Genomic DNA, 23,657 nt, shown 5'->3' with positions numbered 1-23,657 from the left:
TGAGAAATGTCCCTTAATGAGTACCCTCTAATTACCACAATTCAGAATAATGGAAGTTAGCACATTCCATCTTCCACATAAAACAAAAGCGGAACCCGATGACGGTTCCGCTTTTTTCTATATTATCATTTTATTCAAGTCCGTTTTTCCATTTTTCAGCTAATAATGTATTATTCAATACCATAGTGATTGTTAATGGACCGACGCCGCCTGGTACTGGTGTGATTGCACTAGCTACTTCTTTAACGGCTTCGAAATCGACATCACCTTTTAATTTACCATTCTCATCTGGTGTGTTACCTACATCTATAATGACTGCTCCTGGTTTTACTAAGTCTTTTGTAACGAGGTGTACGCGTCCGACTGCACTTACGATTACATCTGATTGTTTTAAAACTTCTTCTGTATTTGTTGATTTTGAATGTAATAGAGTAACTGTTGCATCTTGATCAGTTAATAATTTACTGACTGGTTGACCAACAATATGGCTTCTACCGATTACAGCTACGTTTTTTCCTTTTAAGTCAATATCTGCATGTTTGAGAATTTCCATAATACCTAGTGGGGTACATGGGATAAATGTTCTTTCTCCAGTATATAATCTACCAATATTTATAGGATTAAATCCATCTACATCTTTGTCAGGATTGATTGCTTCTAATACTTTTGCTTCAGAAACTTGTTTTGGAAGTGGAACTTGGACTAATATACCACTTACTGAATCGTCATTATTTAATCTATCGAGTTCAGATAATACTTCTTCTTCAGTAGATGATTCATCCATATGTACAATTTCAGAAATCATACCAATCTTTTCAGCTGCCTTTTTCTTAGAATTAACATAACTCTGACTTGCGCCATCATTACCAACGAGTATAACGGTTAATTTAGGTATGATGTTATGTTCTTTTAACTTTTCTACTTCTGCCTGAAGACCCGCTCTATATGTCTTCGCTATTTCTCTACCGTCTAATATCTTAGCTACCATGAAAATTGCCTCCTATTAATAATCGAACTATTTTGATTGATACAATGAAAATTATGCCCTTAATACGAACATGAATCAAACTTTTTTGTAAAAAATATATAAAATGTTCGTTTTTTCATTGAAAATAGCATGATCAATTGTTATGCTATATCTGTAATATACACAGAAAAGATTAAATATTTCAACTATTTGAAAGGGTGACCTACATGAAAGTGGCAGTTATAATGGGTAGTTCTTCAGATTGGCCAATCATGAAAGAAGCATGTGATATGCTTGAATATTTTAATATCCAATATGAGAAAAAGGTCGTTTCTGCACATCGAAAACCATTAGAAATGGTTGACTTTGCTAAAAATGCTACTGATCATAATATAGATATTATTATTGCTGGAGCAGGTGGGGCAGCACATTTGCCAGGAATGGTAGCTTCATTAACAACAGTTCCAGTGATTGGTGTACCTATTGAATCAAAAAGCTTAAAAGGTATGGATTCATTGTTGTCGATAGTACAAATGCCTGGTGGGATACCAGTTGCGACAACTGCAATAGGAAAAGCCGGATCTAAAAATGCTGGTATTTTAGCCGCAAGAATGATTGGTATGACAGATGAAAATGTAAGAAAACAACTCGTTAATTATGAAAAAAGTTTAGTCGATAAAGTGGAGGAAATGCAAAATGACTTATTATAACCTAGAATCAGGTGACATGATAGGTATTGTCGGTGGAGGTCAATTAGGTAAAATGATGGCTCAATCTGCTCAAAGAATGGGATTTCAAGTTGCCGTTTTAGACCCTGACGAAAATTGCCCTGCAAGATTTGTAGCACACCAATTTATAAACGCTGAATTTTCGGATATAGATGCACTCAATCAATTTGGTGACATCTCTAAAGTTGTAACTTATGAATTTGAAAATATAGATGCAGAGCAGTTAGAAAAACTTTCCAACCAATTTAATATTCCTCAAGGGAGCCAAACAGTTGCTTTGTTACAAGATCGCTTAACTGAAAAACAAACATTAGAAAGTGCAAATGTTCAAATTGTACCGTTTTTGGAAGTTAAGTCAACAGAAGACTTGAATGAAGCTATTGAAACAATTGGCTATCCATTTATTATAAAGACACGCTTTGGTGGTTATGACGGTAAAGGTCAGCTTGTCATTCAATCTAAAGAAGATTTAGATGAAGCTAAAAAATTAATTACTGATACACAATGCGTAGTTGAAAAATATCTCCCTCTATATAAAGAAGTATCCATAACAGCTACACGTGATCTATATGATCATACAGTTTATTTTCCATTACAAGAAAATGAACATAGAAACCAAATTTTATATAAGACAGTTGTTCCAGCTAGAGTAGATTTAGAAGCACAAGCAATTCAAGAAGTTCAAAAAATTATGACGAAGTTACACTTTGTAGGAACGTTTACAGTTGAATTTTTTGTAACGGAAGAACATAAACTGTATGTGAATGAAATTGCGCCAAGACCACATAATTCAGGACATTACTCTATCGAAGCATGTGATTACTCACAATTTGATACACATATACTTGCAGTTGCAGGATGGCATTTACCGAAAAAGATTACTTTATTACAACCAGCAATCATGATGAATTTGCTAGGACAAGATGTGTTGAATTTACAAGAATTATTTAGTGAGCATCCTGAATGGCACGTTCATATTTACGGTAAAAAGGTCAATAAAGTAAATCGTAAAATGGGACATATTACAAAATTATCAACAGATTTAAATAAAGATGAAAACCAATTTAATCAATTATTTGAAGGGCGGAACGATTAATATGTCATTACTTTATGAAGGCAAAGCTAAAAGAGTATTCAATACGGAACAAGAAGGTATTTTGAGAATCGAATATAAAGATGAAGTGACGGCTGGAAATGGTGCTAAAAAAGATAAAATGCTTGGAAAAGGTCGTTTAAACAATTTAATCACATCAAAAATATTTGGAATATTGCGACAAAAAGGCGTTGAGAGCCACTTTGTAGAACAAATTTCTGAAACAGAACAACTTGTTAAAGCTGTTGAAATTTTCCCGTTAGAAGTTGTCGTAAGAAATGTTGCAGCAGGCTCAATTTGTAAACGATTAGGTTTTGAAAAAGGACATGAATTTATAGAACCTTTATTAGAACTATTCTATAAGAAAGATGAGTTAAATGATCCACTTATCACTGATGATCACGTGTCATTATTGAATATTGCCTCATCAGAAGAATTAGCAACCATTAAAAAAGAAGCATTAAAAGTAAATAAAGTATTAAGTGAAATTATGGATGACATGAATTTAATACTAGTAGATTACAAAATCGAATTTGGCATAACATCAGGTGGTGAAATTTTATTAGCAGATGAAATTTCTCCAGATACATGCAGAATTTGGGACAAAGAAACAAAAGAAAACTTTGATAAAGATGTATATAGAGAAGATACAGGCTCATTAATCGATACTTATGAAACTTTCTACAAAAAATTGGAGGAACTATAAAATGAAAAAGATTGAATTGCATATTACGTTACAAGGTCAAGTATTAGATACACAAGGACAAGCTTTAAATAGAGCGGTACATGATTTAGGTTATGAACAAGTCAATGATATAAGAGTTGGTAAAGTTATTTACATGACTGTTGATGAAACAGATGATAATTCAATCAAGAATGTCGTTAATACTTTAAGTGAGAAGCTATTTGCCAATACGGTTATTGAAGAATATAGTTTTAAAATCTTAGAAGATAAGGAGAACACATAATGAAATTAGCTGTATTAGTATTTCCAGGATCTAATTGCGATCGTGATATGTATAATGCTGCTAAACGTTCAGGTGTCGAAGCGGCATATGTAGACTATAGAGAAACTTCTCTTGAAGGTTTTGATGGTGTATTAATACCTGGAGGCTTCTCATTTGGTGATTATTTAAGATCAGGTGCAATGGCACGCGTAGCACCAATTATTAGTGAAGTGAAAAGACTTGCAAGTGAAGGTAAACCAGTACTTGGCGTATGTAATGGATTCCAAATCTTAACAGAGGTTGGTTTGTTACCAGGTGCACTGTTACATAACGACAGTCATTTATTTGTAAGTAGAAATGAATCGTTAACAATCGTGAATAATGAAACGAAATTCACACATCAGTATGAAAAAGATGAAACTGTCATTTATCCTGTTGCGCATGGTGAAGGTCACTATTATTGTACAGATGTATTATACGAAGAACTTGTTAATCATAATCAAATTATTTTAACTTACAATGATAATCCTAATGGTTCATACAAAGATATAGCTGGAATTACGAATAAAGAAGGAAATGTTTGTGGGATGATGCCTCATCCAGAACGTGCCATGGAAACATTACTTGGTTCAGATAGTGGCGTTAAATTATTTCAATCTATGATCGAAAGTTGGAGGGAACAACATGTCTAAGTTTTTAGAACCTAGTATAGAAGAAATTGAAAAAGAATATTTATATAGAGATATGGGTTTAACTGACGAAGAATATCAAAAGGTCGTAAGCATTTTAGGACGCAAACCGAACTTTACTGAAATAGGTATATTCTCGGTAATGTGGAGTGAACATTGCTCATATAAACATTCTAAACCATTTTTAAAACAATTCCCTACTTCTGGTGAACATGTCTTAATGGGTCCAGGTGAAGGTGCTGGTGTTGTAGATATCGGTGATAATCAAGCAGTCGTGTTTAAAGTAGAATCTCATAACCATCCTTCAGCAATTGAACCTTATCAAGGTGCTGCAACAGGTGTTGGCGGTATAATCCGCGATATCGTATCAATCGGAGCAAGACCTATTTCTTTATTAAATAGTTTAAGATTTGGCGAATTATCAAATAAGACAAACCGTAGATTGTTTAGTGGTGTTGTAAAAGGTATCGGTGGTTATGGAAACTGTATCGGTATACCAACAGTAGCAGGTGAGATTGAATTTGATGAAAGATATGATGGTAATCCACTTGTTAATGCAATGTGTGTTGGTATTATAGATCATGACAAAATTCAAAAAGGTACTGCTAAAGGTATTGGAAACCCAGTTATCTATGTTGGATTAAAAACGGGTAGAGACGGTATTCACGGTGCAACTTTTGCATCTGAAGAGCTAAGTGAAGCATCTGAAAGTAAAAGACCTTCTGTACAAATTGGGGATCCATTTGTAGGTAAAAAATTAATGGAAGCAACTTTAGAAGCAATTACTTATCCTGAATTAGTAGGTATTCAAGACATGGGAGCAGCAGGATTAACATCATCTTCTTCTGAAATGGCAGCTAAAGGTGAAAGTGGTATTCATCTGCATTTAGAGAAAGTACCAACAAGAGAAAAAGGCATCTCACCATATGAAATGATGCTTTCAGAAACACAAGAGCGTATGTTATTAGTAGTTGAAAAAGGTACAGAACAAAAATTCTTAGATTTGTTTGAACATCATGAATTAGATTCTGCCGTAATAGGTGAAGTAACGGATACAAATAGATTTGTCTTATCTTATGAAGATGAAATATACGCTGATATTCCTGTGGAACCGTTAGCTGATGAAGCACCCGTTTATATTCTTGAAGGTGAAGCAAAAGAATTTGATCAAAATGATAATCAATATGATGAAATCAATGTTGAAGAAGTTTTCCAGAAATTAATCAATCATCCAACAATTGCATCTAAGCATTATGCATATGACCAATATGACCAACAAGTTGGTGCCAATACAATTATCAAGCCAGGTATTAGTGCTGGAGTTGTGAGAGTGGAAGGTACAAATAAAGCTATTGCTTCTACTATAGATGGAGAAGCGAGATATGTTTATAACAATCCATATGAAGGTGGAAAAATGGTTGTTGCAGAAGCATATAGAAATTTAATTTCTGTAGGTGCTAAACCATTAGCAATGACGGATTGTTTAAACTATGGTTCTCCTGAGAAGAAAGATATTTATCAACAACTTGCAGATTCTACTAAAGGAATGGCAGAAGCTTGTGAGGCTTTAAATACACCTGTCGTATCAGGTAATGTTTCTTTATACAATGAAACAAAAGGGACATCAATTTTCCCTACACCTGTAGTCGGTATGGTTGGTTTAATTGAAGATGTCACGTATTTAAATGATTATCAACCACAAGTAAATGATCGTGTATTTGTAGTCGGAGAAACAAAAGATGACTTTGGTGGTAGTCAGATTGAAAAGTTAATATTTAAAGAAGTTAATCATGAACCAAGTTCAATTGATTTATCAGTAGAAGTAAAACGTGGAGAACAAATTAAAGATGCAATACGTTCAGGCAAAATTTCACACACGCAAGCTGTTGGTAAAGGTGGTCTTGCTATTGGACTTGCAAAAATAGCTACACACTTTAACTTAGGATTAGATGTGACTTTACCAGTAACAAATGCTCAATTATTTAGTGAAACTCAAGGTAGATATATTGTTGTCGTTAAAGAAGGACAATCTATAGATATTGATGATGCCGTTGAAATAGGTCGTGTTACTGATAATGCTCAATTTACGATTAAAAATGATGCTGCTCAAATTAAATACAATGTATCTGATTTGAATGAGCAATTGAAAGGGGCAATAGCTCAATGCATGAAATCAAGAGTTTAAATGAAGAATGCGGCGTATTTGGTATATGGAATCATCCAGAATCTGCACAACTCACATATATGGGTCTTCATAGTTTACAACATAGAGGTCAAGAAGGTGCAGGAATTGTAACTTCAAACGGTTTCAAGTTAAAAGGTGAAAGAGGATTAGGTTTATTATCTGATGCCATTACGGATACACAATTAGAAGATTTTAAAGGGAATCAACATGCAATAGGGCATGTAAGATATGCAACTTCAGGCAACAAAGGAATTGAAAATATTCAACCATTTTTATATCACTTTTATGATATGAGTGTTGGTGTTTGCCACAATGGTAATTTAGTCAATGCGCAAAGCTTAAGAAAAGAATTAGAACAAGAAGGTGCAATTTTCCATTCTTCTTCTGATACGGAAGTGATTATGCACCTTATAAGAAGAAGTAAAGCGCCTACTTTCGAAGAAGCATTGAAAGAAAGTTTGAATACAGTTAAAGGTGGTTTCACATTTGCATTATTAACAAAAGATGCATTATATGGCGCTGTTGACCCAAATGCAATAAGACCATTAGCTGTAGGTAGAATGAAGACGGGTGCTTATATTATTGCTAGTGAGACATGTGCAATTGATGTACTCGGTGCAGAGTTTGTAAGAGATATTCATGCAGGCGAATATATTGTCATAAATGATGATGGTATAAGAGTTGAATCGTACACAACGGAAACAACGACTGCGATTTCAGCGATGGAGTACATTTACTTTGCAAGACCGGACTCCACAATTGCTGGTAAGAACGTTCATGCAGTTCGCAAAGCATCAGGGAAAAAATTAGCTCAAGAAAGTCCGGCTTTAAATGCTGATATGGTAATCGGTGTACCAAACTCTTCACTTTCAGCAGCATCTGGTTTTGCAGAAGAAAGTCATTTACCTTATGAAATGGGTCTTGTAAAAAATCAATATGTCGCTCGAACATTTATCCAACCGACACAGGAATTAAGAGAACAAGGTGTACGCGTGAAATTATCAGCTGTAAAAGATATCGTACATGGTAAAAATATCGTGCTTGTTGATGATTCTATTGTGAGAGGAACTACGAGTAAACGTATCGTTAGAATGTTAAAAGACGCTGGAGCAAATGAAGTGCACGTACGTATCGCATCACCAGAATTCATGTTTCCAAGTTTCTATGGTATCGATGTGTCGACATCTGCTGAGCTAATTTCTGCACATAAATCACCTGAAGAAATTAGAGATTATATTGGTGCAGATTCACTTGCATATTTATCAGTTGATGGCTTAATACAATCAATAGGGTTAGATAAAGACGTACCTTATCGTGGACTATGTGTAGAAAGCTTTACTGGTGACTATCCAGCAGGTCTTTATGACTATGAAGAAAGATATTATCAAAACTTAAGTCCACGTCAAAAAGCTTATTTAGCTAGTAATAAACAATACTTTGATAAAGAGGGTAATCTTAATGTCGAAAGCATATAAAGCATCTGGTGTAGATATTGAAGCTGGTTATGAAGCGGTCAATAGAATGAAGTCACATGTTCAAAGCACGATGAGAAAGGAAGTACTAGGTGGTTTAGGCGGCTTTGGTGCTGCATTTGATCTGTCACAATTAAATATGAAGAAACCAGTTCTTGTTTCTGGAACAGATGGTGTTGGTACAAAGCTTAAACTTGCAATTGATTATAACAAACATGACACAATTGGTATCGATGCCGTTGCGATGTGTGTGAATGATATTTTAACGACTGGTGCAGAACCTTTGTATTTCCTTGATTATATTGCGACGAATAAAGTAAATCCTGAAACGATTGAAGCGATTGTTTCAGGTGTATCTGTCGGTTGTAAAGAAACGAACTGTGCATTAATTGGCGGAGAAACTGCAGAAATGGGCGAAATGTACCATCAAGGAGAATATGATATCGCAGGATTTTGTGTTGGCGCTGTTGAAAAAGATGACTATATAGATGGCAGTGAAGTTGATGAAGGTGACGTCATAATTGGTATTACATCAAGTGGTATACATTCAAACGGCTACAGTTTAGTTAGAAACTTAATTAAAGAAAGTCAAATTAACTTAAATGATGCATTTGATGATGAGAGAACGTATTTAGAAACTTTTCTTGAACCAACAAAGTTATATGTTAAACCTGTTCTTGCCGTATTAGATAAAGTAAAAGTTAAAGGTATGTCACACATTACTGGCGGAGGATTTATTGAAAATATTCCAAGAGCTATTCCAGAAAATAAAGATGCACATATCGATGTTCAATCATATGAAGTACCACAAATATTCCATTGGTTAAAAGAGCAAGGAAAGATTGAAGCACAGGAAATGTATAATGTGTTTAATATGGGCATTGGCTTTGTACTTATCGTCAATAAAGAAGATGCACAAGAAACTTTAGATATCTTGAAAGCAAAAAATGAAGAAGCATATGTAATAGGTGAAATTTCAAACGGAACAGGTCAGGTCAAATTGACGGGGGTTCAATCATGATTAAAATAGCAGTATTTGCATCAGGAAATGGATCGAACTTTGAGAAAATAATGGAAAATATCGAAGCAGGTTATTTAGACCATATAGAGGTAACAGCATTGTATACAGATAACCCTAATGCTTTTTGCATAGAAAGAGCAAGACGATTTAATTTACCAGTTTATATCATTGATCCAAGAACTTACGATAGTAAAAAAGAATATGAAGAAGCACTACTCACAAGATTAGCTCAAGATCGTGTAAGTTGGGTTATTTTAGCAGGATATATGAAAATCGTTGGTCCTACATTATTAAAACAATATGAAGGTAAAATGTTGAATATTCATCCATCAATATTACCAAGTTTTCCTGGTAAGGACGCTGTTGGGCAAGCATTAGATTACGGTGTACGTGTTACAGGAGCAACTGTTCATTACGTTGATAGTGGTATGGATACTGGCGAAATCATCGATCAATTAAGCTGTAAAGTATATCCAGATGATACGAGAGAGACATTACAATTAAGAATACAGAACTTAGAATACGAACTATATCCACGTGTTATGAAAGAAATTATTCAATAAAGGAGTCTTTACAAAATGAAGAATGCAATATTAAGTGTGTCAGATAAAACAAATATAGAAGATTTCGCAAGCAAATTAATAGAAAATGATTATAAAATCTTTTCAACTGGTGGTACTAAAAAGGCACTTGAAAATGCTGGGATTGAAGTATATTCAGTTTCAGAGTTAACAAACTTTCCAGAAATAATGGATGGAAGAGTCAAAACTTTACATCCAGGTGTACATGGAGGGATTCTTGCAAATCGTTCTATTCCTGAACATTTAACAGCATTAAAAGAACAAGACATCGACTTAATTGATTTAGTAGTCGTAAATTTATATCCATTTAAAGAAACTGTCAAGAAAGAAGGTGTAACAGAAGATGAAGCAATTGAAAACATCGATATCGGTGGACCAACTATGTTACGTGCAGCAGCAAAGAACTTCAAATTTGTTACAACAGTCGTAGATCCTGCTGATTATAACGAAGTCATTGAACGTATTGCTTCTGACAAACTTGATGAAAATTATCGTAAATCATTAATGGTTAAAGTATTTAAACATACAAATGATTATGACAATGCGATTGTTGAATTTTTTGGAAATACGTCAGAAACATTAAGATATGGTGAAAACCCTCAACAAAATGCTACTTTTGTAAAGACTTCAAATGAACCAAATACATTAGCTGGCGCTAAACAATTACATGGTAAAGCTTTAAGCTTTAATAACATTAAAGATGCTGATGCAACTTTATCACTTATTAAAAAGTTTGAACAACCTGCAGCTGTTGCAGTGAAACATATGAACCCATGTGGTGTTGGTGTAGGCGCATCAATTGAAGAAGCGTACGATTATGCATATGAAGCAGATTCACAATCTATTTTTGGTGGTATTGTCGCTTTAAATAGACCCGTTACAAAGGAATTAGCTGAAAAATTACATTCTATTTTCTTGGAAGTCATTATTGCGCCAAGCTATGACGAAGAAGCTTTAGAAGTCTTAACAGCGAAGAAGAATATTAGATTACTAGAAATTGATATGACTGAAACGCAAGACGAACAAGAATTTGTATCCGTATCAGGTGGATATTTAGTTCAAGATAAAGATAATGCAACATTAACGCGTGAAGAAATGAAAGTCGTTACAGATGTTGAACCAACTGAAGCACAATGGAAAGCGTTAGAACTTGGATGGGAAGTTGTCCGCTCAGTTAAAAGTAATGCTATTGTACTAGCAAACGATCACCAAACTGTTGGTGTAGGTGCTGGACAAATGAATAGAGTTGGCTCTGCAAAAATAGCAATTGATCGTGCAATTGAAATGAATGAAAATGTAGCATTAGCCTCAGATGGATTTTTCCCAATGGGTGACACTGTAGAAACAGCAGCAAAAGCAGGTATTAAAACAATTATCCAACCAGGTGGGTCAATTAAAGATCAAGATTCAATAGATATGGCAAATAAATATGGAATCAGTATGGTATTTACTGGTATGAGACACTTTAAACATTAGGAGGTCAATATGAAAGTACTTGTTATAGGATCAGGTGGAAGAGAACATGCGTTAGCTCAAAAATGTCAATCGTCTAAATTAGTAAATGAAGTCTTTGTCATTCCGGGTAATGATGCAATGGAAGAAGTTGCGACAATTGTATCGGATATTCAAGAAAATGATCATTTAGCTATAAAATCTTTTGTAGAACAAAACAATATTGAATGGGTAATAATTGGACCTGAACAACCTTTAATAGATGGTTTAACAGATGTATTAGAGGAAACAAATGCTAAAGTCTTCGGACCAAATAAAGAAGCAGCACAATTAGAAGGTTCTAAAGAATTTGCGAAAAAGATTATGGAAAAGTATCATATTCCAACTGCAGAATATAAGACAATCACAACAAAAGAAGAAGCAATCAATTATGTTGAGCAGTGCAAAATACCTATTGTACTTAAAAAAGATGGACTTGCAGCCGGTAAAGGTGTAATCGTTGCTTTAACACGTGAAGAAGCAAGGGAAGGCGTAGAAACTTTATATCAAACACCTCATGAAAAAGTAGTATTCGAAGAGTTTCTTGATGGAGAAGAATATTCAGTTATGACATTTGTGAATCAATCATATGCAGTTCCATTTGATTGTATCGCCCAAGATCATAAACGTGCATTCGATGGTGATAAAGGTCCAAATACAGGTGGTATGGGCGCATACTGTCCGGTACCACATATTACGGATGATGTATTGGAAGAAACGAATCAAAAAATCGCACAACCTATTGCGGATGCTTTAGTGAGTGAAGGCATTAACTATTTTGGTTTGATTTATATTGGCGCAATTTTAACAAAAGAAGGACCAAAAGTAATTGAATTTAATGCAAGATTCGGTGATCCAGAGGCACAAGTATTATTGACTAAATTAGATTCTGATTTTATTGAAATATTAAACAAGGTGTATCATAAAGAACCCATAACATTAGAATGGAAAGATGAAAGTGTTGTTGGTGTCGTATTAGCATCTAAAGGATATCCAGGTGATTATGATAAAGGATATTCAGTTGAAGGTTTAGAGCATGTAGATCAATATTTTGTGAGTGCTTTGAAGAAGAATTCAGCAGGCAAGTATGAAAATAACGGTGGACGTGTCATGATAGTTATCGGTACGGGTGATAATATTGAAACGGCTCAAAAACATGCATATGAACAAGTCAAACATATTAAAAGTGAACAATTATTCTATAGAAATGATATTGGGCATAAAGCATTAAAAGCATATAAATTATAATTAAAGGCTGAGACAACAAAGTTTGTCTCAGCCTTTTCATTGCGCTATATTTCATTCTTTTAGGGAAAGGTATGGTCAAATATAACGCAATGTTATCGAATATCTGAAATGTGTGTTATAGGTAAATAAATATTTAATAAATATGCAACAGCAACGAGTGCAATCGTCATTAAAATGAAATATAAATCATTTTTAGTGAAAGGTACCTTATAATAGAAAGTTCTTTTGCCGTTTGTGAATCCTTTTGCTTCCATTGCAACAGCTAACCTATGAGATTTTCTTATACTTTGACTTAACGTTGGAATGAGCAAATGGTGTATCCATTTTAAGGCTTTGCGGTTACTTTTATCTATAACTGCATAACGCATCTTTAAAGCTTGTCTTAACTGCATAAAAGAGCTAAACATAAGAGGTATCATGCGTATAGAAGCCATGAAAGCATATGCAATTTTAGGTTTGACTTTTAAATGTTGCATGAAACTATAAAACACATAAATGATTTGTGAAGTAAATGGTATAACCATGCCGTAAAAAGAAATAACAAGTGTACGCATGGTTACGTGAATACCTCTTAAAAAGCTTTCTTCAGTAATATGAATAATGCCAAACTTGAAAATTGTTTCGCTTCCTTCACCATAAAAAATCATAAATAAGGAAGAAGTGAGTCCGAAAAATAAAGTGATTACAATGACGATTAATAGTGGTAACCATCTCACACCGCTCATGATGATTAAATAAAGGAACATAATAATCGTTAAATAGAGCATGAAATCAAATTGATGAATAAATATCGCATAGAAAAATAGAGCGATACCTAATATAAGTTTCGTTAGAATATTGACTTCATCAATAAATGTAGAGTATTTCTTCCAATTAGTTAACATGAGATTCACCACCGCTTACATGTAATTGCTCGTCTTTGATCGTCAATCTTCTAGTAGCATAACGATTAATGATCTCATTTTCATGTGTAATCATTAAGATAGTTTGACCATTTTGTACACGCTCATGAAATAATTTGATGAGTTCAAAGGTGTTGTGACTGTCTAAACCGAATGTTGGCTCATCCAGTAAAATAATTTCAGAATTTGTACTTAATGCAGTTGCGACACTTAATCTTTTTTTCTGTCCTATTGATAATTCAAAAGGGTGTTGGTCTTTCACATGATTAAGTTTTAATAACGTCAACATGTCTTGAGTCTTGTCATGAGCTGTCTGTTTATCTTGATAAGCATAATTGATAAATATTTCATGATAAACAGATGTTTCGATGAATTGTAATTCTGGATTTTGATAAACGAAATACATATGTTTAGAAGCATCTTTTACTTTTTTGATGTGTTTATTCTTATAAAGTATTTGACCATTATATTTAATGAGCTGCATCATCGTTTCTAAAAATGTTGTCTTACCTGTTCCATTTGGTCCAGTTATTGTAAGCCATTCGCCACTTGAAATCGTTAATTCATCTATACTAAATAGTTTTTTGGAGCCACGTAGTACATCTAACTGCTCTATATTTAACAACGGATTGTGCTCAGTAGTCTGTTTAGTTAATTTTGGGGCATATCGCCATGAGTTAGGATGCCATACACCGTATTCATTTAATATGTCTGTATGATGATCTAATATATCTTGAGGTGTACTATCATGTGTGATTTCACCATTTTCATTCATCACGATGACTCTATCAACATAATTCCAAATATAATCAACTTTATGTTCCACGATTACAACGGTTTGATTTGTCCAATGATCCATAATCAAATCCCATAGTTGAGTCGTTGATTGATGATCAAGCATTGCTGTCGGTTCATCAAGAAATAACGTATTTGTATCTTGTAATAATATAGAAGCAATCGCTAATTTTTGTTTCATACCACCACTTAAACGATTGATTTTTAGTGAAGGGTCAGCATTTAAATTTACCTGTTTCATGACATTTTTTATAAATCCGTCCATTTTATCAGGTTCGATGTTCATATTCTCAAGCACAAATGCTAATTCTTCTTTAATCTCAGGCATACAAAACTGCGTATCTGGATCTTGGAAAATAACACCCGGAAGTGAATCGATATTGATTGAATCTACTTTCATCGGTATGTCCATCGATCTCGGTATAATACCGCTTAATATATTTAATAATGTACTTTTACCAGATCCACTTGGACCTAGTAACAGAACTTTTTCTTTATCGTTAATATTGATGTTTAAATTTTTAAATATAATGCGTTCATCATCAGGATACTTTAGTCTTAAATTTTTTAGTGATAACAATTGAATAACTCCTATAATAAGTCATAATCTTTTTTAGATGCTGGTCTGAACAATTTCGTAACACCAGTTTGGTCAAGTGCTTTTACAATTGCATAGCCTAATGCACCCGCAACGATTGCACCACTTAAAATTCTAATCGTAAACATTAAAATAACATTCCATAAAGCAACGTCACCTAAGTAATTATAGAACCAATCAATTGGTAACGTAATAATACCTGCAGCCATTCCAGCTATTACTGCAACTGATAATTTTCTTGATTGATATCGAACAGCTAGGAAGATGATTTCACAAGCTAAACCTTGTAATAATGCATATATAAATGTTGGAATATCGAATTGCCCCATTACAATTGTTTCTCCAGCGCCAGCAGCAAATTCAGCAAGAATGGCAACACCAGGCTTTTGAATAATTAAATAAGTGACAATTGCTGCAATAAACCATACACCATATACAGATTGTTCTAAGTGTAGACCAAGTGGTTTTAAAATTTCATAAGGTATCCATAAGAACTTATAAATGATTGCAAACAAAGCACCAATTAATACAGTTACTAAAATATCTGATAACGTTAATCTTTTTGACATGTTAAATTCTCCTTTTATATAAAAAATGTGCACTCCTATATCTAAATAGAAGCGCACAAAAATATTGTTATCATTTAAAAATGAATATTATATGATTTACGAACACTTTCCTACGCTAGTATCATCTAGATCAGGTACAAAGGGTTCAGACCTTTTCATGTCTGTCTCAGTTTCAAAACACCCCTAGTGCATTTATTAATTTGTTATCCATACGATAAGTCTTATTAATCTTTTTGTCAATAGTAAATCATAAAAATAAAATTAATTTCTTAAATAAATGATTTGTAAGTCATTAAAATAAATTCAAAATAAAATCGGGAGCGAAATCGCAAATTGTGATTTCGCTCCCGACTAGGCACGATAATGAAATTTATTTATTCGAATGTGTCTTGTATATTTTCTTTTGTTTCATCTTGACCTTTGTTGTTGTCTTGCTTATTTTCTTGTTCTTTTTTCTTAGCTTTTTCTGCTTCTTCTTTATGCTTATCATTATGAGTCATAATAACACTCCTTTAAAATTTATGATATTATTATATACCCAACTACATATAAGTTTTAAACTTCTTGCTAGTACTTGGGACTGATTTTCAATATAATTAAAGACAATTGAAAATGAAACAATTATAATGTTCAATGAGGTGAAGAACATGGCTATAAAGAAAAAAAGCTGGGAAGTTCATTTTAGTCGAATTATAGGTATATTTATTTTGATTACTGGATTACTTATACTTTTTAATGCACCACGTATTAAAGATTATAATATCAAGGATTCAAGTAATATCCATATCAATAATATTTGGGACTTTTTTGTAGCTTTTTTTGATGAATTAGTAAGAATATTACACCATTATATCGGTAACTTTCCAGTTATCGCAGCAATTATAGTATTGCTATTTGGTGTGTTTGTATTATTAGTAGGACGTACTTTAAGAAGAACGACGCATTACGATTATGATATTTCTATATTTTATATCGGACTCACAATTATTTTAATGATTGTTATTATGATGACCATGTTCCAAGTATATAGTTTTGCATCTTTCTTATTTATTATTCCATTTGCAATTCATGTGGGATATGTCGTTTATAAAAATGAACTGAATCCAATGCATCGGAAGAAACATTATTTATGGATTATTATTTCATATGGATTATGTTATTTCATTTCACAATTTGCAATGAACCATAATATCGATACTCAAAATGTAAAACCTATAGACGTTATGAGTGTAAACTTATTCTTCATACTGTTATGGTGTCTGAGTCAAATGTCAGTATGGATTAGTTTATATTTAAGAAGATCATTACCAGTAAGTGATGAAGACATTGAACAATTTCATGAAGAAAGATATTCAAGAGTTAAAAATAATCGCTTAACAAGAAAAATATATACTTTAGCAGAAGGTTTTTACCAAAAATTACAGAATTTCAAACAGGCTACTTTAGAAAAATTCAATTCTGAAGAGGCAATCGCTAAAAGAAAACGACGTAATGAAAAATGGAAAGAGATTATTAAAATCGAAGAAGACGATATTCCAAGATGGATGAGAAGACCGAAATGGTTAAAGAAAAGTTATATAGAATGGATAAGTACTGTAGTTTTATTCTTATTTACATTTATAGAGTTTAATAACCGTAATGGTTTATTCTTATCAGGTGAATGGAAATTATCTCAAATTCAATACGTTTTTGAATGGTTAACATTATTTATTTTGATGTTATTGATTATCTTATATGCATACTTCAATTACACGACAAATTATAAGAATAAAAATAATTTTGGTAAGTTGTTTGTCATTTCAGCATTATTCTTTGAAATTGCAACGACATTCTTTGTATCAGCAATTCAAACTTCACAATTTTCCGTGTTTATCACACCAATTTCATTTTTACTATTATTATTTGTGACACCTGCATTTATCATTCACTTGAAAAAATCATTTTAATATCATACACAAGATAGTTAGATACTTTATTGAGCAATATGCGCTTAATAAAGTGTCTTTTATTTTATAATTTACGCGAGCAATTGCTGTATTTAAAAGTTTAAATATGTAATAAGTAAACTATTTTAATGAATTTATTCAAAAAATGTATTGCGTGGAATAATCTTATCCTTTATACTAACTTTAGTAAGCGTTTACATATAAGGGGATCAAAACTTTCTGGGGGAAATTTTGATTAATAAAATTCGGTTAACAGAGTATTCTAAAGGGGAATACTCTGTTTTTTGGTGTTTTCAATAATATACGTTATAATATGTGAGACATTTCGAAAGGATGGCTAATATATAATGAAACAATTAATGCTCAAAAAAGGAAAAGAAGATAAATATTTAAGAGGATATCCTCTAGTTGAAAAAGACGACGTTTTTGATATGCCTAATATGGATGAAGGTGAATTAGTCGCACTTGTTGATGCGGGTAAAAGATTTATTGCAACTGCATATTATGGTGAACAAAATAAAGGTATAGGCTGGGTATTATCATTAGACTCAACTGAAAAGATTGATCATAACTTTTTTGTAAAGTTATATGATGAAGCAAAAAATGATAGAGCATATTATGAAAATGTAGATGGTATCAATGCATATAGATTATTTAATGCTGAAGGTGATGGAATTGGTGGACTGACAATTGATCATTATGACGGTCATTTATTAGTTCAATGGTACTCAGTAGGCATATATCGATTGAAAGATAGAATATTACCTGCAATTAAAGAAGTCTTTGATTATAAATCAATTTTTGAAAAAAGAAGATTTAAAGGCATGGAAACAGCGTCAGACTTCGTAACGGGTGAAGCACCAGAATTTCCGTATGTCATTGAAGAAAACCATATGTTCTATAATATTAATCTTGATGATGGACCTATGACAGGTATTTTCTTAGATCAAAAAGATGTTAGAAAAAAGTTAAGAGATCACTATAGTCAAGATAAAGATATATTAAATCTATTTAGTTATACTGGTGCATTTTCAGTTGCAGCAAGTGAAAATGCTCGATCAACTACAAGTGTGGATTTAGCTAATAGAGCTAGACCATTAACTGAAGCAAACTTTGGTTTAAATACAATGGATCTTAATCAGAACCACATATTTATTATGGATGTATTTGATTATTTCAAATATGCTTTAAGACATGGTTTAAGTTATGACGTTGTCGTTATTGATCCACCAAGTTTCGCACGTAATAAGAAAAAGACTTTTAGTGTTCAGAAAAACTATCCTGAATTAATTGAAGGTGCATTAGAATTATTAAACGAGAATGGTAACTTAGTGTTAAGTACAAATTCAAGTGCTTTCCCACAAAAAGCATTCAAAAAAATGATAAATCAAACATTAGATCAATTAGGTGTTGATTATACAATCTCTGATGTAATGGGATTACCAAAAGACTTCAAGAGTCATCCTCACTATAAACCAAGTAAATACTTGAAAGTCGTATTCGTACAAATAAATGGTTAAAATTTCCTAGTTCGGGTATATATTATTATAATAATGATTGAATATAATCGAACTGTGAGGAGAATGGAAACAATGGGAATTTTCGATAAAATTACGACAAAAGCAGGCAATAAAGCATTTGGTATACAAGAAATAAAGAAGCGTTCTGAATTACCAATTTCACAAGAAGAATTGTTAGAACGTAGAAAAAAAGCTAAAGAACTTATTCATAAGAAGTCATTAATGTCTTCAGCTGCAAATGTAGTACCAATCCCAGGACTTGGTGTTGGTATGGATATTAAATTAATGGGCGATATCATTGAAGATATTAATAAAATTTATGGATTAAGTCATAAGCAAGTAAATAAAATGCAAGATGATCTAAAACAAAAAGTTTTAACATCAGCTGCAATGAGAGGTAGCCAGTTTATAGGTCAAAAAGTAACGAATGCAATGGTAAAAGTTATTTTTAGATCAGTCGTAAAAAGAGAAGCGGCAAAACAATCAAGATGGGTGCCATTAGTTGGACAAGCAGTTGCTGGCTCAATTAGTTATTATTTAATGAAAAAAATGGGCGAAGATCACATTAAAAAATGTGAAACAGTCATTCAAGACTTTATAGGTGAATAAAATTTTGATACGAAGCTAAGGCATTTTGTAATGTCTTAGCTTCTTTTTGTGTAATTTTTTTATGTTATATTTGCAATTATTCTGAAAACGCTTTATAATTAAAAATGTAAACTAAAGTTTGAAAAATAAACAAATGTTTGCGAGGTGAATTCAATGAATGAAAACGAAAAATTAATTCTTAACTTAATAAAAGAAAATCCTTTTATATCCCAACAAGAGTTATCAGATAAAGTTGGTTTGTCTAGACCTGCAGTTGCAAATATTATTTCAGGTTTAGTTAAGAAAGAATATGTTCAAGGGAAAGCATATGTATTAAATGAACAAAATCCAATTGTTTGTATTGGTGGGGCTAACATAGATAGGAAATTTCATATTACAGACGAATTAGTAAAAGGTACTTCAAATCCAGTTACCTCTGAAACTTCTATTGGTGGTGTTGCTAGAAATGTTGCTGAGAATTTAGGACGTATCGGTGAAGATGTTCTGTTATTAACAACTTCAGGTAATGATGCAGAGTGGCAACATATTTCAGATTTATCATCACCATTTATGAATGTGGATTATGTAGAGAAAATCTCTAGCGAATCAACGGGAAGTTATACAGCATTGTTAGATCAACATGGCAGTATGACGATGGGATTTGCAGATATGTCAGTATATGACAAAATTACGCCGGAGTTTATGATTAAGAACACATACTTACTTAATAAATCTAAATGTATTATTGCAGATTTAAACTGTCCTAAAGAGACGATAGAGTTTTTATGTTCATACGCTGAGAAGAAAAAGATTAAATTAGTCTTGATTGCAGTATCTGGACCTAAAATGAATCGTCTACCTCATAACTTACATGCGGTTGATTGGCTCATATTAAATAAAGATGAAGTTGAATCTTTCGTAGGTAAAGATGCACAAACAGAAGCGGAATTAATTCAATACATTGGTGAAATTAGATCACTTGGTGTGAAGAACTTAGTTGTGACATCAGGTAAAGATAAAATTATTTATGATGGTGATGAAGGACAACGTCAATTTGAAGTTAAAAAAGTAGATAATGTCGTTGATGTAACAGGTGCTGGTGATGCTTTTACGTCAGGTTTAATTTATGGATGGTTGAAATCATTTGAAATCGACAAAATTATTGATTTGGCAAAAGCAAATGCATCTAAAACAATTCAAACAGCTTATACAGTGAGACAAGATTTAGATAAAAAACAATTAATTAAGGACATGGAGGCTTTATAATGGAAAACTATATTCAATTTTCAGAAGAAGTAGAAAAAGCAAAAGAGGAAGGTAAAGCAATTGTTGCTTTAGAATCTACAATTATTTCACATGGTATGCCTTATCCTCAAAACGTAGAAATGGCACAAAAAGTAGAACAAATTGTAAGAGATAATGGTGGGGTACCAGCAACAATCGCAATTATTGATGGAAAGATTAAAATTGGATTGAGCGAAGATGAATTAGAATTATTAGCAAGTGCAGAAAATGTATCAAAAGTTTCTAGAAGAGATATCGCTGAAATATTAGCAACTAAGAAAATTGGTGCAACAACAGTGGCTTCAACAATGATTTGTGCGCAATTAGCAGACATTAAATTCTTTGTTACTGGTGGTATCGGTGGTGTTCATAAAGGTGCTGAGCATACAATGGATATTTCTGCAGACTTAGATGAACTTTCTAAAACGAAAGTAGCTGTCATTTGTGCTGGTGCTAAATCAATTCTAGACTTAGACAAAACATTAGAATATTTAGAAACAAAAGGAGTACCTGTAGTTGGATATCAAACTGATGAACTGCCAGCATTCTTTACAAGAGAAAGTGGTCTTAAATTAAATACAAGAATTGATGAAGTAAGTACAATTGCGAAACTAGCAGAAGTGCAATGGGATTTAGGTTTAGAAACAGGTATTGTTGTAGCTAACCCAGTTCCAGAAGAGGATCAACTAGAACCAAGTTTCATCAATGGTATTATTGACAAAGCAGTTGCTAAAGCTGAAGAAGAAGGTATTCATGGTAAAGATTCTACACCATTCCTATTAGGTGAAATCGTTAAGCAATCTGAAGGTAAATCATTAGAAACAAATATTAAACTTGTTGAGCATAACGCTAAAATTGGTACACAAATAGCAGTTGAATATACGAACCTTCAAAATTAAAGAATAATCAGCTCAAATAATTGCATACTTATGTAATATGATTGAATTGTAAGTGATTTTTTGATATTCTTTAATCGTATAGATAAAATTTGATTTTATACAAATTTAATATAGGTATCAGAAGGAGACAATAAAAATGGAACAAAATTCATACGTAATTATTGACGAAACGGGTATTCATGCTAGACCAGCAACAATGTTAGTTCAAACTGCATCTAAATTTGATTCAGATGTACAATTAGAATATAACGCTAAAAAAGTTAACTTAAAATCAATCATGGGTGTAATGAGCCTAGGTGTTGGTAAAGATGCTGAAATTACTATCTACGCTGAGGGTAGTGATGAGAAAGAAGCTATCGAAGCAATTACTGAAGTATTATCTAAAGAAGGATTAACTAAATAATGTCTGAAATATTAAAAGGTATAGCTGCATCTGATGGTGTGGCTATTAGTAAAGCATATTTATTAGTTGAACCTGACTTATCGTTTTCAAGCGAAAATATCAGCGATGTAGACGGCGAAGTTGAAAAGTTTAAAGCGGCTGTTAATCAATCAAAAGTTGAATTAACTCAAATTCGTAATAATGCTGAAAAACAACTTGGTGCAGATAAAGCTGCGATTTTTGATGCCCATTTATTAGTATTAGAAGATCCAGAATTATTAAATCCAATTGAAGAAAATATTCGCAATAACAAAGTAAATGCACCTACTGCATTAAATGAAGTATCAACAAACTTCATTACAATTTTTGAAAATATGGATAATGAATATATGAAAGAACGTGCAGCGGATATTCGCGATGTTTCTAAACGTATTTTGGCACATATTTTAGGTGTAGAATTACCAAACCCTAGTATGATCAATGAAAGCGTTATTATTGTAGGTGAAGATTTAACACCATCTGATACTGCGCAACTTAACAAAGAGTTTGTTAAAGGTTTTGCGACAAATATCGGTGGAAGAACTTCACACTCAGCAATAATGAGTCGTTCATTGGAAATTCCTGCTGTTGTAGGTACTAAAGATATTACAGATCGCGTAAACCATGGTGATAGTTTAATCATTGATGGTTTATCTGGTGATGTAATCATTAACCCAACAGATGACGAAGTTCAAGCATACGAACAAAAACAGAAAAACTTCTTAGCTGAAAAAGAAGAATTAGCTAAACTTGTTAATGATGAATCTGTTTCTAAAGATGGTGTTCATGTCGAATTAGCTGCGAATATTGGTACACCTAATGACTTAGAAGGTGTTAAAAATAACGGCGCAGAAGGTATCGGTTTATACCGTACTGAATTCTTATACATGGGTAGAGACAATATGCCTTCAGAAGAAGAACAATTTGAAGCATATAGCAAAGTTTTAAAAGAAATGGACGGCAAACGTGTTGTCGTTCGTACTTTAGACATAGGTGGAGATAAAGAATTATCTTATCTAAACTTACCTAAAGAAATGAACCCATTCTTAGGATATAGAGCAATTCGTTTATGTTTAGATCAAACTGAAATCTTTAGAACACAATTAAGAGCTTTATTACGCGCATCTGAATTTGGTAAGTTAAATATCATGTTCCCTATGATTGCAACTATTAAAGAATTTAGAGATGCTAAAGCAATCTTACTTGAGGAAAAAGAAAAATTAGTTTCTGAAGGTGTTAACGTTGCGGATGATATCGAAATCGGTATTATGGTAGAAATTCCATCTACTGCAGCACTTGCAGACATCTTTGCTAAAGAAGTTGATTTCTTCAGTATTGGTACGAATGATTTAATCCAATATACAATGGCTGCTGACCGTATGTCTGAGCGTGTTTCTTACTTATACCAACCATATAACCCTGCAATTCTTCGCTTAGTTAAGCAAGTAATTGAAGCTTCTCATAAAGAAGGTAAATGGACTGGTATGTGTGGAGAAATGGCTGGAGACAATACAGCAATTCCATTATTACTTGGATTAGGTTTAGATGAATTCTCTATGAGTGCGACAAGTATTCTAAAAGCTAGAAAACAAATCAAACAATTAGATCAAAAAGAAATGAAAGAATTAGCGAACAAAGCAATTAACTGTGCAACAGAAGAAGAAGTTGTAGAACTCGTTAATCAAATTCTTTAAAATTAAAAAACAGAGCGAT

The 23,657-nt window shown here is 32.7% G+C and carries 23 protein-coding genes and 1 riboswitch; of the genes, 18 read left to right on the top strand and 5 right to left on the bottom strand.

The window, feature by feature from the left end; translation table 11 throughout:
• Positions 1 to 130 precede the first annotated feature (130 nt).
• Positions 131 to 988: a bifunctional methylenetetrahydrofolate dehydrogenase/methenyltetrahydrofolate cyclohydrolase FolD gene (gene folD, locus LQ675_RS01830; protein ID WP_048542174.1), complete on the bottom strand. Its 858-nt coding sequence runs from the start codon at positions 986 to 988 to the stop codon at positions 131 to 133.
• A gap of 206 nt (positions 989 to 1,194) precedes the next feature.
• Between folD and purE the strand changes: the two genes are divergently transcribed.
• From purE to purD, 11 genes are read left to right on the top strand one after another with little or no spacing between them, the layout of a single operon-like run.
• Positions 1,195 to 1,677 carry a 5-(carboxyamino)imidazole ribonucleotide mutase gene (gene purE / locus LQ675_RS01825; RefSeq protein ID WP_239726715.1) on the top strand — a complete coding sequence of 161 codons (483 nt, stop codon included), beginning with the start codon at positions 1,195 to 1,197 and terminating at the stop codon, positions 1,675 to 1,677.
• Positions 1,664 to 2,791 carry a 5-(carboxyamino)imidazole ribonucleotide synthase gene (purK, locus tag LQ675_RS01820; RefSeq protein WP_239726717.1) on the top strand — a complete coding sequence of 376 codons (1,128 nt, stop codon included), beginning with the start codon at positions 1,664 to 1,666 and terminating at the stop codon, positions 2,789 to 2,791. The genes purE and purK overlap by 14 nt, the downstream gene beginning before the upstream one ends.
• Position 2,792: 1 nt before the next feature.
• On the top strand, positions 2,793 to 3,494 hold the full coding sequence (gene purC, locus LQ675_RS01815; RefSeq protein ID WP_048542178.1) for a phosphoribosylaminoimidazolesuccinocarboxamide synthase: 702 nt from the start codon (positions 2,793 to 2,795) through the stop codon (positions 3,492 to 3,494).
• A gap of 1 nt (position 3,495) precedes the next feature.
• The gene (gene purS / locus LQ675_RS01810) at positions 3,496 to 3,756 is read left to right on the top strand and encodes a phosphoribosylformylglycinamidine synthase subunit PurS (RefSeq protein ID WP_239726728.1); all 261 of its coding nucleotides are present in this window, start codon (positions 3,496 to 3,498) and stop codon (positions 3,754 to 3,756) included.
• Positions 3,756 to 4,427 (top strand): phosphoribosylformylglycinamidine synthase subunit PurQ, encoded by a 672-nt coding sequence (purQ, locus tag LQ675_RS01805; protein WP_048542181.1) that lies wholly within the window; start codon positions 3,756 to 3,758, stop codon positions 4,425 to 4,427. Before purS ends, purQ begins: the two co-directional genes overlap by 1 nt.
• Positions 4,420 to 6,609: a phosphoribosylformylglycinamidine synthase subunit PurL gene (gene purL, locus LQ675_RS01800; RefSeq protein ID WP_239726731.1), complete on the top strand. Its 2,190-nt coding sequence runs from the start codon at positions 4,420 to 4,422 to the stop codon at positions 6,607 to 6,609. Before purQ ends, purL begins: the two co-directional genes overlap by 8 nt.
• Positions 6,588 to 8,084, top strand: a complete 1,497-nt coding sequence (gene purF, locus LQ675_RS01795; protein WP_239726732.1) for an amidophosphoribosyltransferase — start codon at positions 6,588 to 6,590, stop codon at positions 8,082 to 8,084. Before purL ends, purF begins: the two co-directional genes overlap by 22 nt.
• Positions 8,068 to 9,102 carry a phosphoribosylformylglycinamidine cyclo-ligase gene (purM, locus tag LQ675_RS01790; protein WP_048542188.1) on the top strand — a complete coding sequence of 345 codons (1,035 nt, stop codon included), beginning with the start codon at positions 8,068 to 8,070 and terminating at the stop codon, positions 9,100 to 9,102. Before purF ends, purM begins: the two co-directional genes overlap by 17 nt.
• Positions 9,099 to 9,665 (top strand): phosphoribosylglycinamide formyltransferase, encoded by a 567-nt coding sequence (purN, locus tag LQ675_RS01785; protein ID WP_048542190.1) that lies wholly within the window; start codon positions 9,099 to 9,101, stop codon positions 9,663 to 9,665. Before purM ends, purN begins: the two co-directional genes overlap by 4 nt.
• A 15-nt stretch (positions 9,666 to 9,680) precedes the next feature.
• A complete protein-coding gene (gene purH, locus LQ675_RS01780; RefSeq protein ID WP_239726734.1) occupies positions 9,681 to 11,159 on the top strand; it encodes a bifunctional phosphoribosylaminoimidazolecarboxamide formyltransferase/IMP cyclohydrolase in 1,479 nt (492 codons plus the stop codon).
• A gap of 9 nt (positions 11,160 to 11,168) precedes the next feature.
• A complete protein-coding gene (gene purD / locus LQ675_RS01775) occupies positions 11,169 to 12,422 on the top strand; it encodes a phosphoribosylamine--glycine ligase (RefSeq protein WP_048542194.1) in 1,254 nt (417 codons plus the stop codon).
• Positions 12,423 to 12,514: 92 nt separating this feature from the next.
• Here the strand turns inward: purD and LQ675_RS01770 are convergent, their stop codons facing one another.
• From LQ675_RS01770 to LQ675_RS14950, 4 genes are all read right to left on the bottom strand, one after another.
• A complete protein-coding gene (locus LQ675_RS01770; RefSeq protein WP_075577833.1) occupies positions 12,515 to 13,306 on the bottom strand; it encodes an energy-coupling factor transporter transmembrane component T family protein in 792 nt (263 codons plus the stop codon).
• Positions 13,296 to 14,699, bottom strand: a complete 1,404-nt coding sequence (locus LQ675_RS01765; RefSeq protein ID WP_239726746.1) for an ABC transporter ATP-binding protein — start codon at positions 14,697 to 14,699, stop codon at positions 13,296 to 13,298. Before LQ675_RS01765 ends, LQ675_RS01770 begins: the two co-directional genes overlap by 11 nt.
• An 11-nt stretch (positions 14,700 to 14,710) precedes the next feature.
• Positions 14,711 to 15,286, bottom strand: coding sequence for an ECF transporter S component (locus LQ675_RS01760; protein ID WP_048542198.1), 576 nt, complete (start codon positions 15,284 to 15,286; stop codon positions 14,711 to 14,713).
• Between the two features lie 90 nt (positions 15,287 to 15,376).
• A riboswitch (TPP riboswitch) is annotated at positions 15,377 to 15,481 on the bottom strand.
• Between the two features lie 179 nt (positions 15,482 to 15,660).
• Positions 15,661 to 15,786 (bottom strand): hypothetical protein, encoded by a 126-nt coding sequence (locus tag LQ675_RS14950; protein ID WP_255201038.1) that lies wholly within the window; start codon positions 15,784 to 15,786, stop codon positions 15,661 to 15,663.
• A gap of 147 nt (positions 15,787 to 15,933) precedes the next feature.
• Here LQ675_RS14950 and auxA point away from each other — a divergent pair, with 147 nt between their 5' ends.
• The 7 genes from auxA to ptsP all read left to right on the top strand — a co-directional run bounded on the left by auxA (position 15,934) and on the right by ptsP (position 23,638).
• Positions 15,934 to 17,232, top strand: a complete 1,299-nt coding sequence (gene auxA / locus LQ675_RS01755; protein WP_048542200.1) for a lipoteichoic acid stability factor AuxA — start codon at positions 15,934 to 15,936, stop codon at positions 17,230 to 17,232.
• A gap of 347 nt (positions 17,233 to 17,579) precedes the next feature.
• Positions 17,580 to 18,752 carry a class I SAM-dependent rRNA methyltransferase gene (locus LQ675_RS01750; protein ID WP_239726748.1) on the top strand — a complete coding sequence of 391 codons (1,173 nt, stop codon included), beginning with the start codon at positions 17,580 to 17,582 and terminating at the stop codon, positions 18,750 to 18,752.
• A gap of 72 nt (positions 18,753 to 18,824) precedes the next feature.
• The gene (locus tag LQ675_RS01745) at positions 18,825 to 19,361 is read left to right on the top strand and encodes a hypothetical protein (protein ID WP_058611473.1); all 537 of its coding nucleotides are present in this window, start codon (positions 18,825 to 18,827) and stop codon (positions 19,359 to 19,361) included.
• A 153-nt stretch (positions 19,362 to 19,514) separates the two neighbouring features.
• Positions 19,515 to 20,606, top strand: coding sequence for a carbohydrate kinase (locus LQ675_RS01740; protein ID WP_048542207.1), 1,092 nt, complete (start codon positions 19,515 to 19,517; stop codon positions 20,604 to 20,606).
• Positions 20,606 to 21,523: a pseudouridine-5'-phosphate glycosidase gene (locus tag LQ675_RS01735; RefSeq protein ID WP_048542209.1), complete on the top strand. Its 918-nt coding sequence runs from the start codon at positions 20,606 to 20,608 to the stop codon at positions 21,521 to 21,523. Before LQ675_RS01740 ends, LQ675_RS01735 begins: the two co-directional genes overlap by 1 nt.
• A 136-nt stretch (positions 21,524 to 21,659) precedes the next feature.
• Positions 21,660 to 21,926 (top strand): phosphocarrier protein HPr, encoded by a 267-nt coding sequence (locus LQ675_RS01730; protein WP_016912884.1) that lies wholly within the window; start codon positions 21,660 to 21,662, stop codon positions 21,924 to 21,926.
• Positions 21,926 to 23,638, top strand: a complete 1,713-nt coding sequence (ptsP, locus tag LQ675_RS01725) for a phosphoenolpyruvate--protein phosphotransferase (RefSeq protein WP_239726750.1) — start codon at positions 21,926 to 21,928, stop codon at positions 23,636 to 23,638. The genes LQ675_RS01730 and ptsP overlap by 1 nt, the downstream gene beginning before the upstream one ends.
• The last annotated feature ends 19 nt before the right edge of the window (positions 23,639 to 23,657 follow it).

The organism is Mammaliicoccus sp. D-M19 (assembly GCF_022386695.1).
GTDB lineage: Bacteria > Bacillota > Bacilli > Staphylococcales > Staphylococcaceae > Mammaliicoccus > Mammaliicoccus sciuri.
This window is presented reverse-complemented; position numbering and strand designations above follow the sequence as displayed.

Coding starts and splice junctions, on each gene's coding strand:
- folD (WP_048542174.1), bottom strand. CDS start 988: ATGGTAGCTAAGATATTAGACGGTAGAGAAATAGCGAAGACATATAGA.
- purE (WP_239726715.1), top strand. CDS start 1,195: ATGAAAGTGGCAGTTATAATGGGTAGTTCTTCAGATTGGCCAATCATG.
- purK (WP_239726717.1), top strand. CDS start 1,664: ATGACTTATTATAACCTAGAATCAGGTGACATGATAGGTATTGTCGGT.
- purC (WP_048542178.1), top strand. CDS start 2,793: ATGTCATTACTTTATGAAGGCAAAGCTAAAAGAGTATTCAATACGGAA.
- purS (WP_239726728.1), top strand. CDS start 3,496: ATGAAAAAGATTGAATTGCATATTACGTTACAAGGTCAAGTATTAGAT.
- purQ (WP_048542181.1), top strand. CDS start 3,756: ATGAAATTAGCTGTATTAGTATTTCCAGGATCTAATTGCGATCGTGAT.
- purL (WP_239726731.1), top strand. CDS start 4,420: ATGTCTAAGTTTTTAGAACCTAGTATAGAAGAAATTGAAAAAGAATAT.
- purF (WP_239726732.1), top strand. CDS start 6,588: ATGCATGAAATCAAGAGTTTAAATGAAGAATGCGGCGTATTTGGTATA.
- purM (WP_048542188.1), top strand. CDS start 8,068: ATGTCGAAAGCATATAAAGCATCTGGTGTAGATATTGAAGCTGGTTAT.
- purN (WP_048542190.1), top strand. CDS start 9,099: ATGATTAAAATAGCAGTATTTGCATCAGGAAATGGATCGAACTTTGAG.
- purH (WP_239726734.1), top strand. CDS start 9,681: ATGAAGAATGCAATATTAAGTGTGTCAGATAAAACAAATATAGAAGAT.
- purD (WP_048542194.1), top strand. CDS start 11,169: ATGAAAGTACTTGTTATAGGATCAGGTGGAAGAGAACATGCGTTAGCT.
- LQ675_RS01770 (WP_075577833.1), bottom strand. CDS start 13,306: ATGTTAACTAATTGGAAGAAATACTCTACATTTATTGATGAAGTCAAT.
- LQ675_RS01760 (WP_048542198.1), bottom strand. CDS start 15,286: ATGTCAAAAAGATTAACGTTATCAGATATTTTAGTAACTGTATTAATT.
- LQ675_RS14950 (WP_255201038.1), bottom strand. CDS start 15,786: ATGACTCATAATGATAAGCATAAAGAAGAAGCAGAAAAAGCTAAGAAA.
- auxA (WP_048542200.1), top strand. CDS start 15,934: ATGGCTATAAAGAAAAAAAGCTGGGAAGTTCATTTTAGTCGAATTATA.
- LQ675_RS01750 (WP_239726748.1), top strand. CDS start 17,580: ATGAAACAATTAATGCTCAAAAAAGGAAAAGAAGATAAATATTTAAGA.
- LQ675_RS01745 (WP_058611473.1), top strand. CDS start 18,825: ATGGGAATTTTCGATAAAATTACGACAAAAGCAGGCAATAAAGCATTT.
- LQ675_RS01740 (WP_048542207.1), top strand. CDS start 19,515: ATGAATGAAAACGAAAAATTAATTCTTAACTTAATAAAAGAAAATCCT.
- LQ675_RS01735 (WP_048542209.1), top strand. CDS start 20,606: ATGGAAAACTATATTCAATTTTCAGAAGAAGTAGAAAAAGCAAAAGAG.
- LQ675_RS01730 (WP_016912884.1), top strand. CDS start 21,660: ATGGAACAAAATTCATACGTAATTATTGACGAAACGGGTATTCATGCT.
- ptsP (WP_239726750.1), top strand. CDS start 21,926: ATGTCTGAAATATTAAAAGGTATAGCTGCATCTGATGGTGTGGCTATT.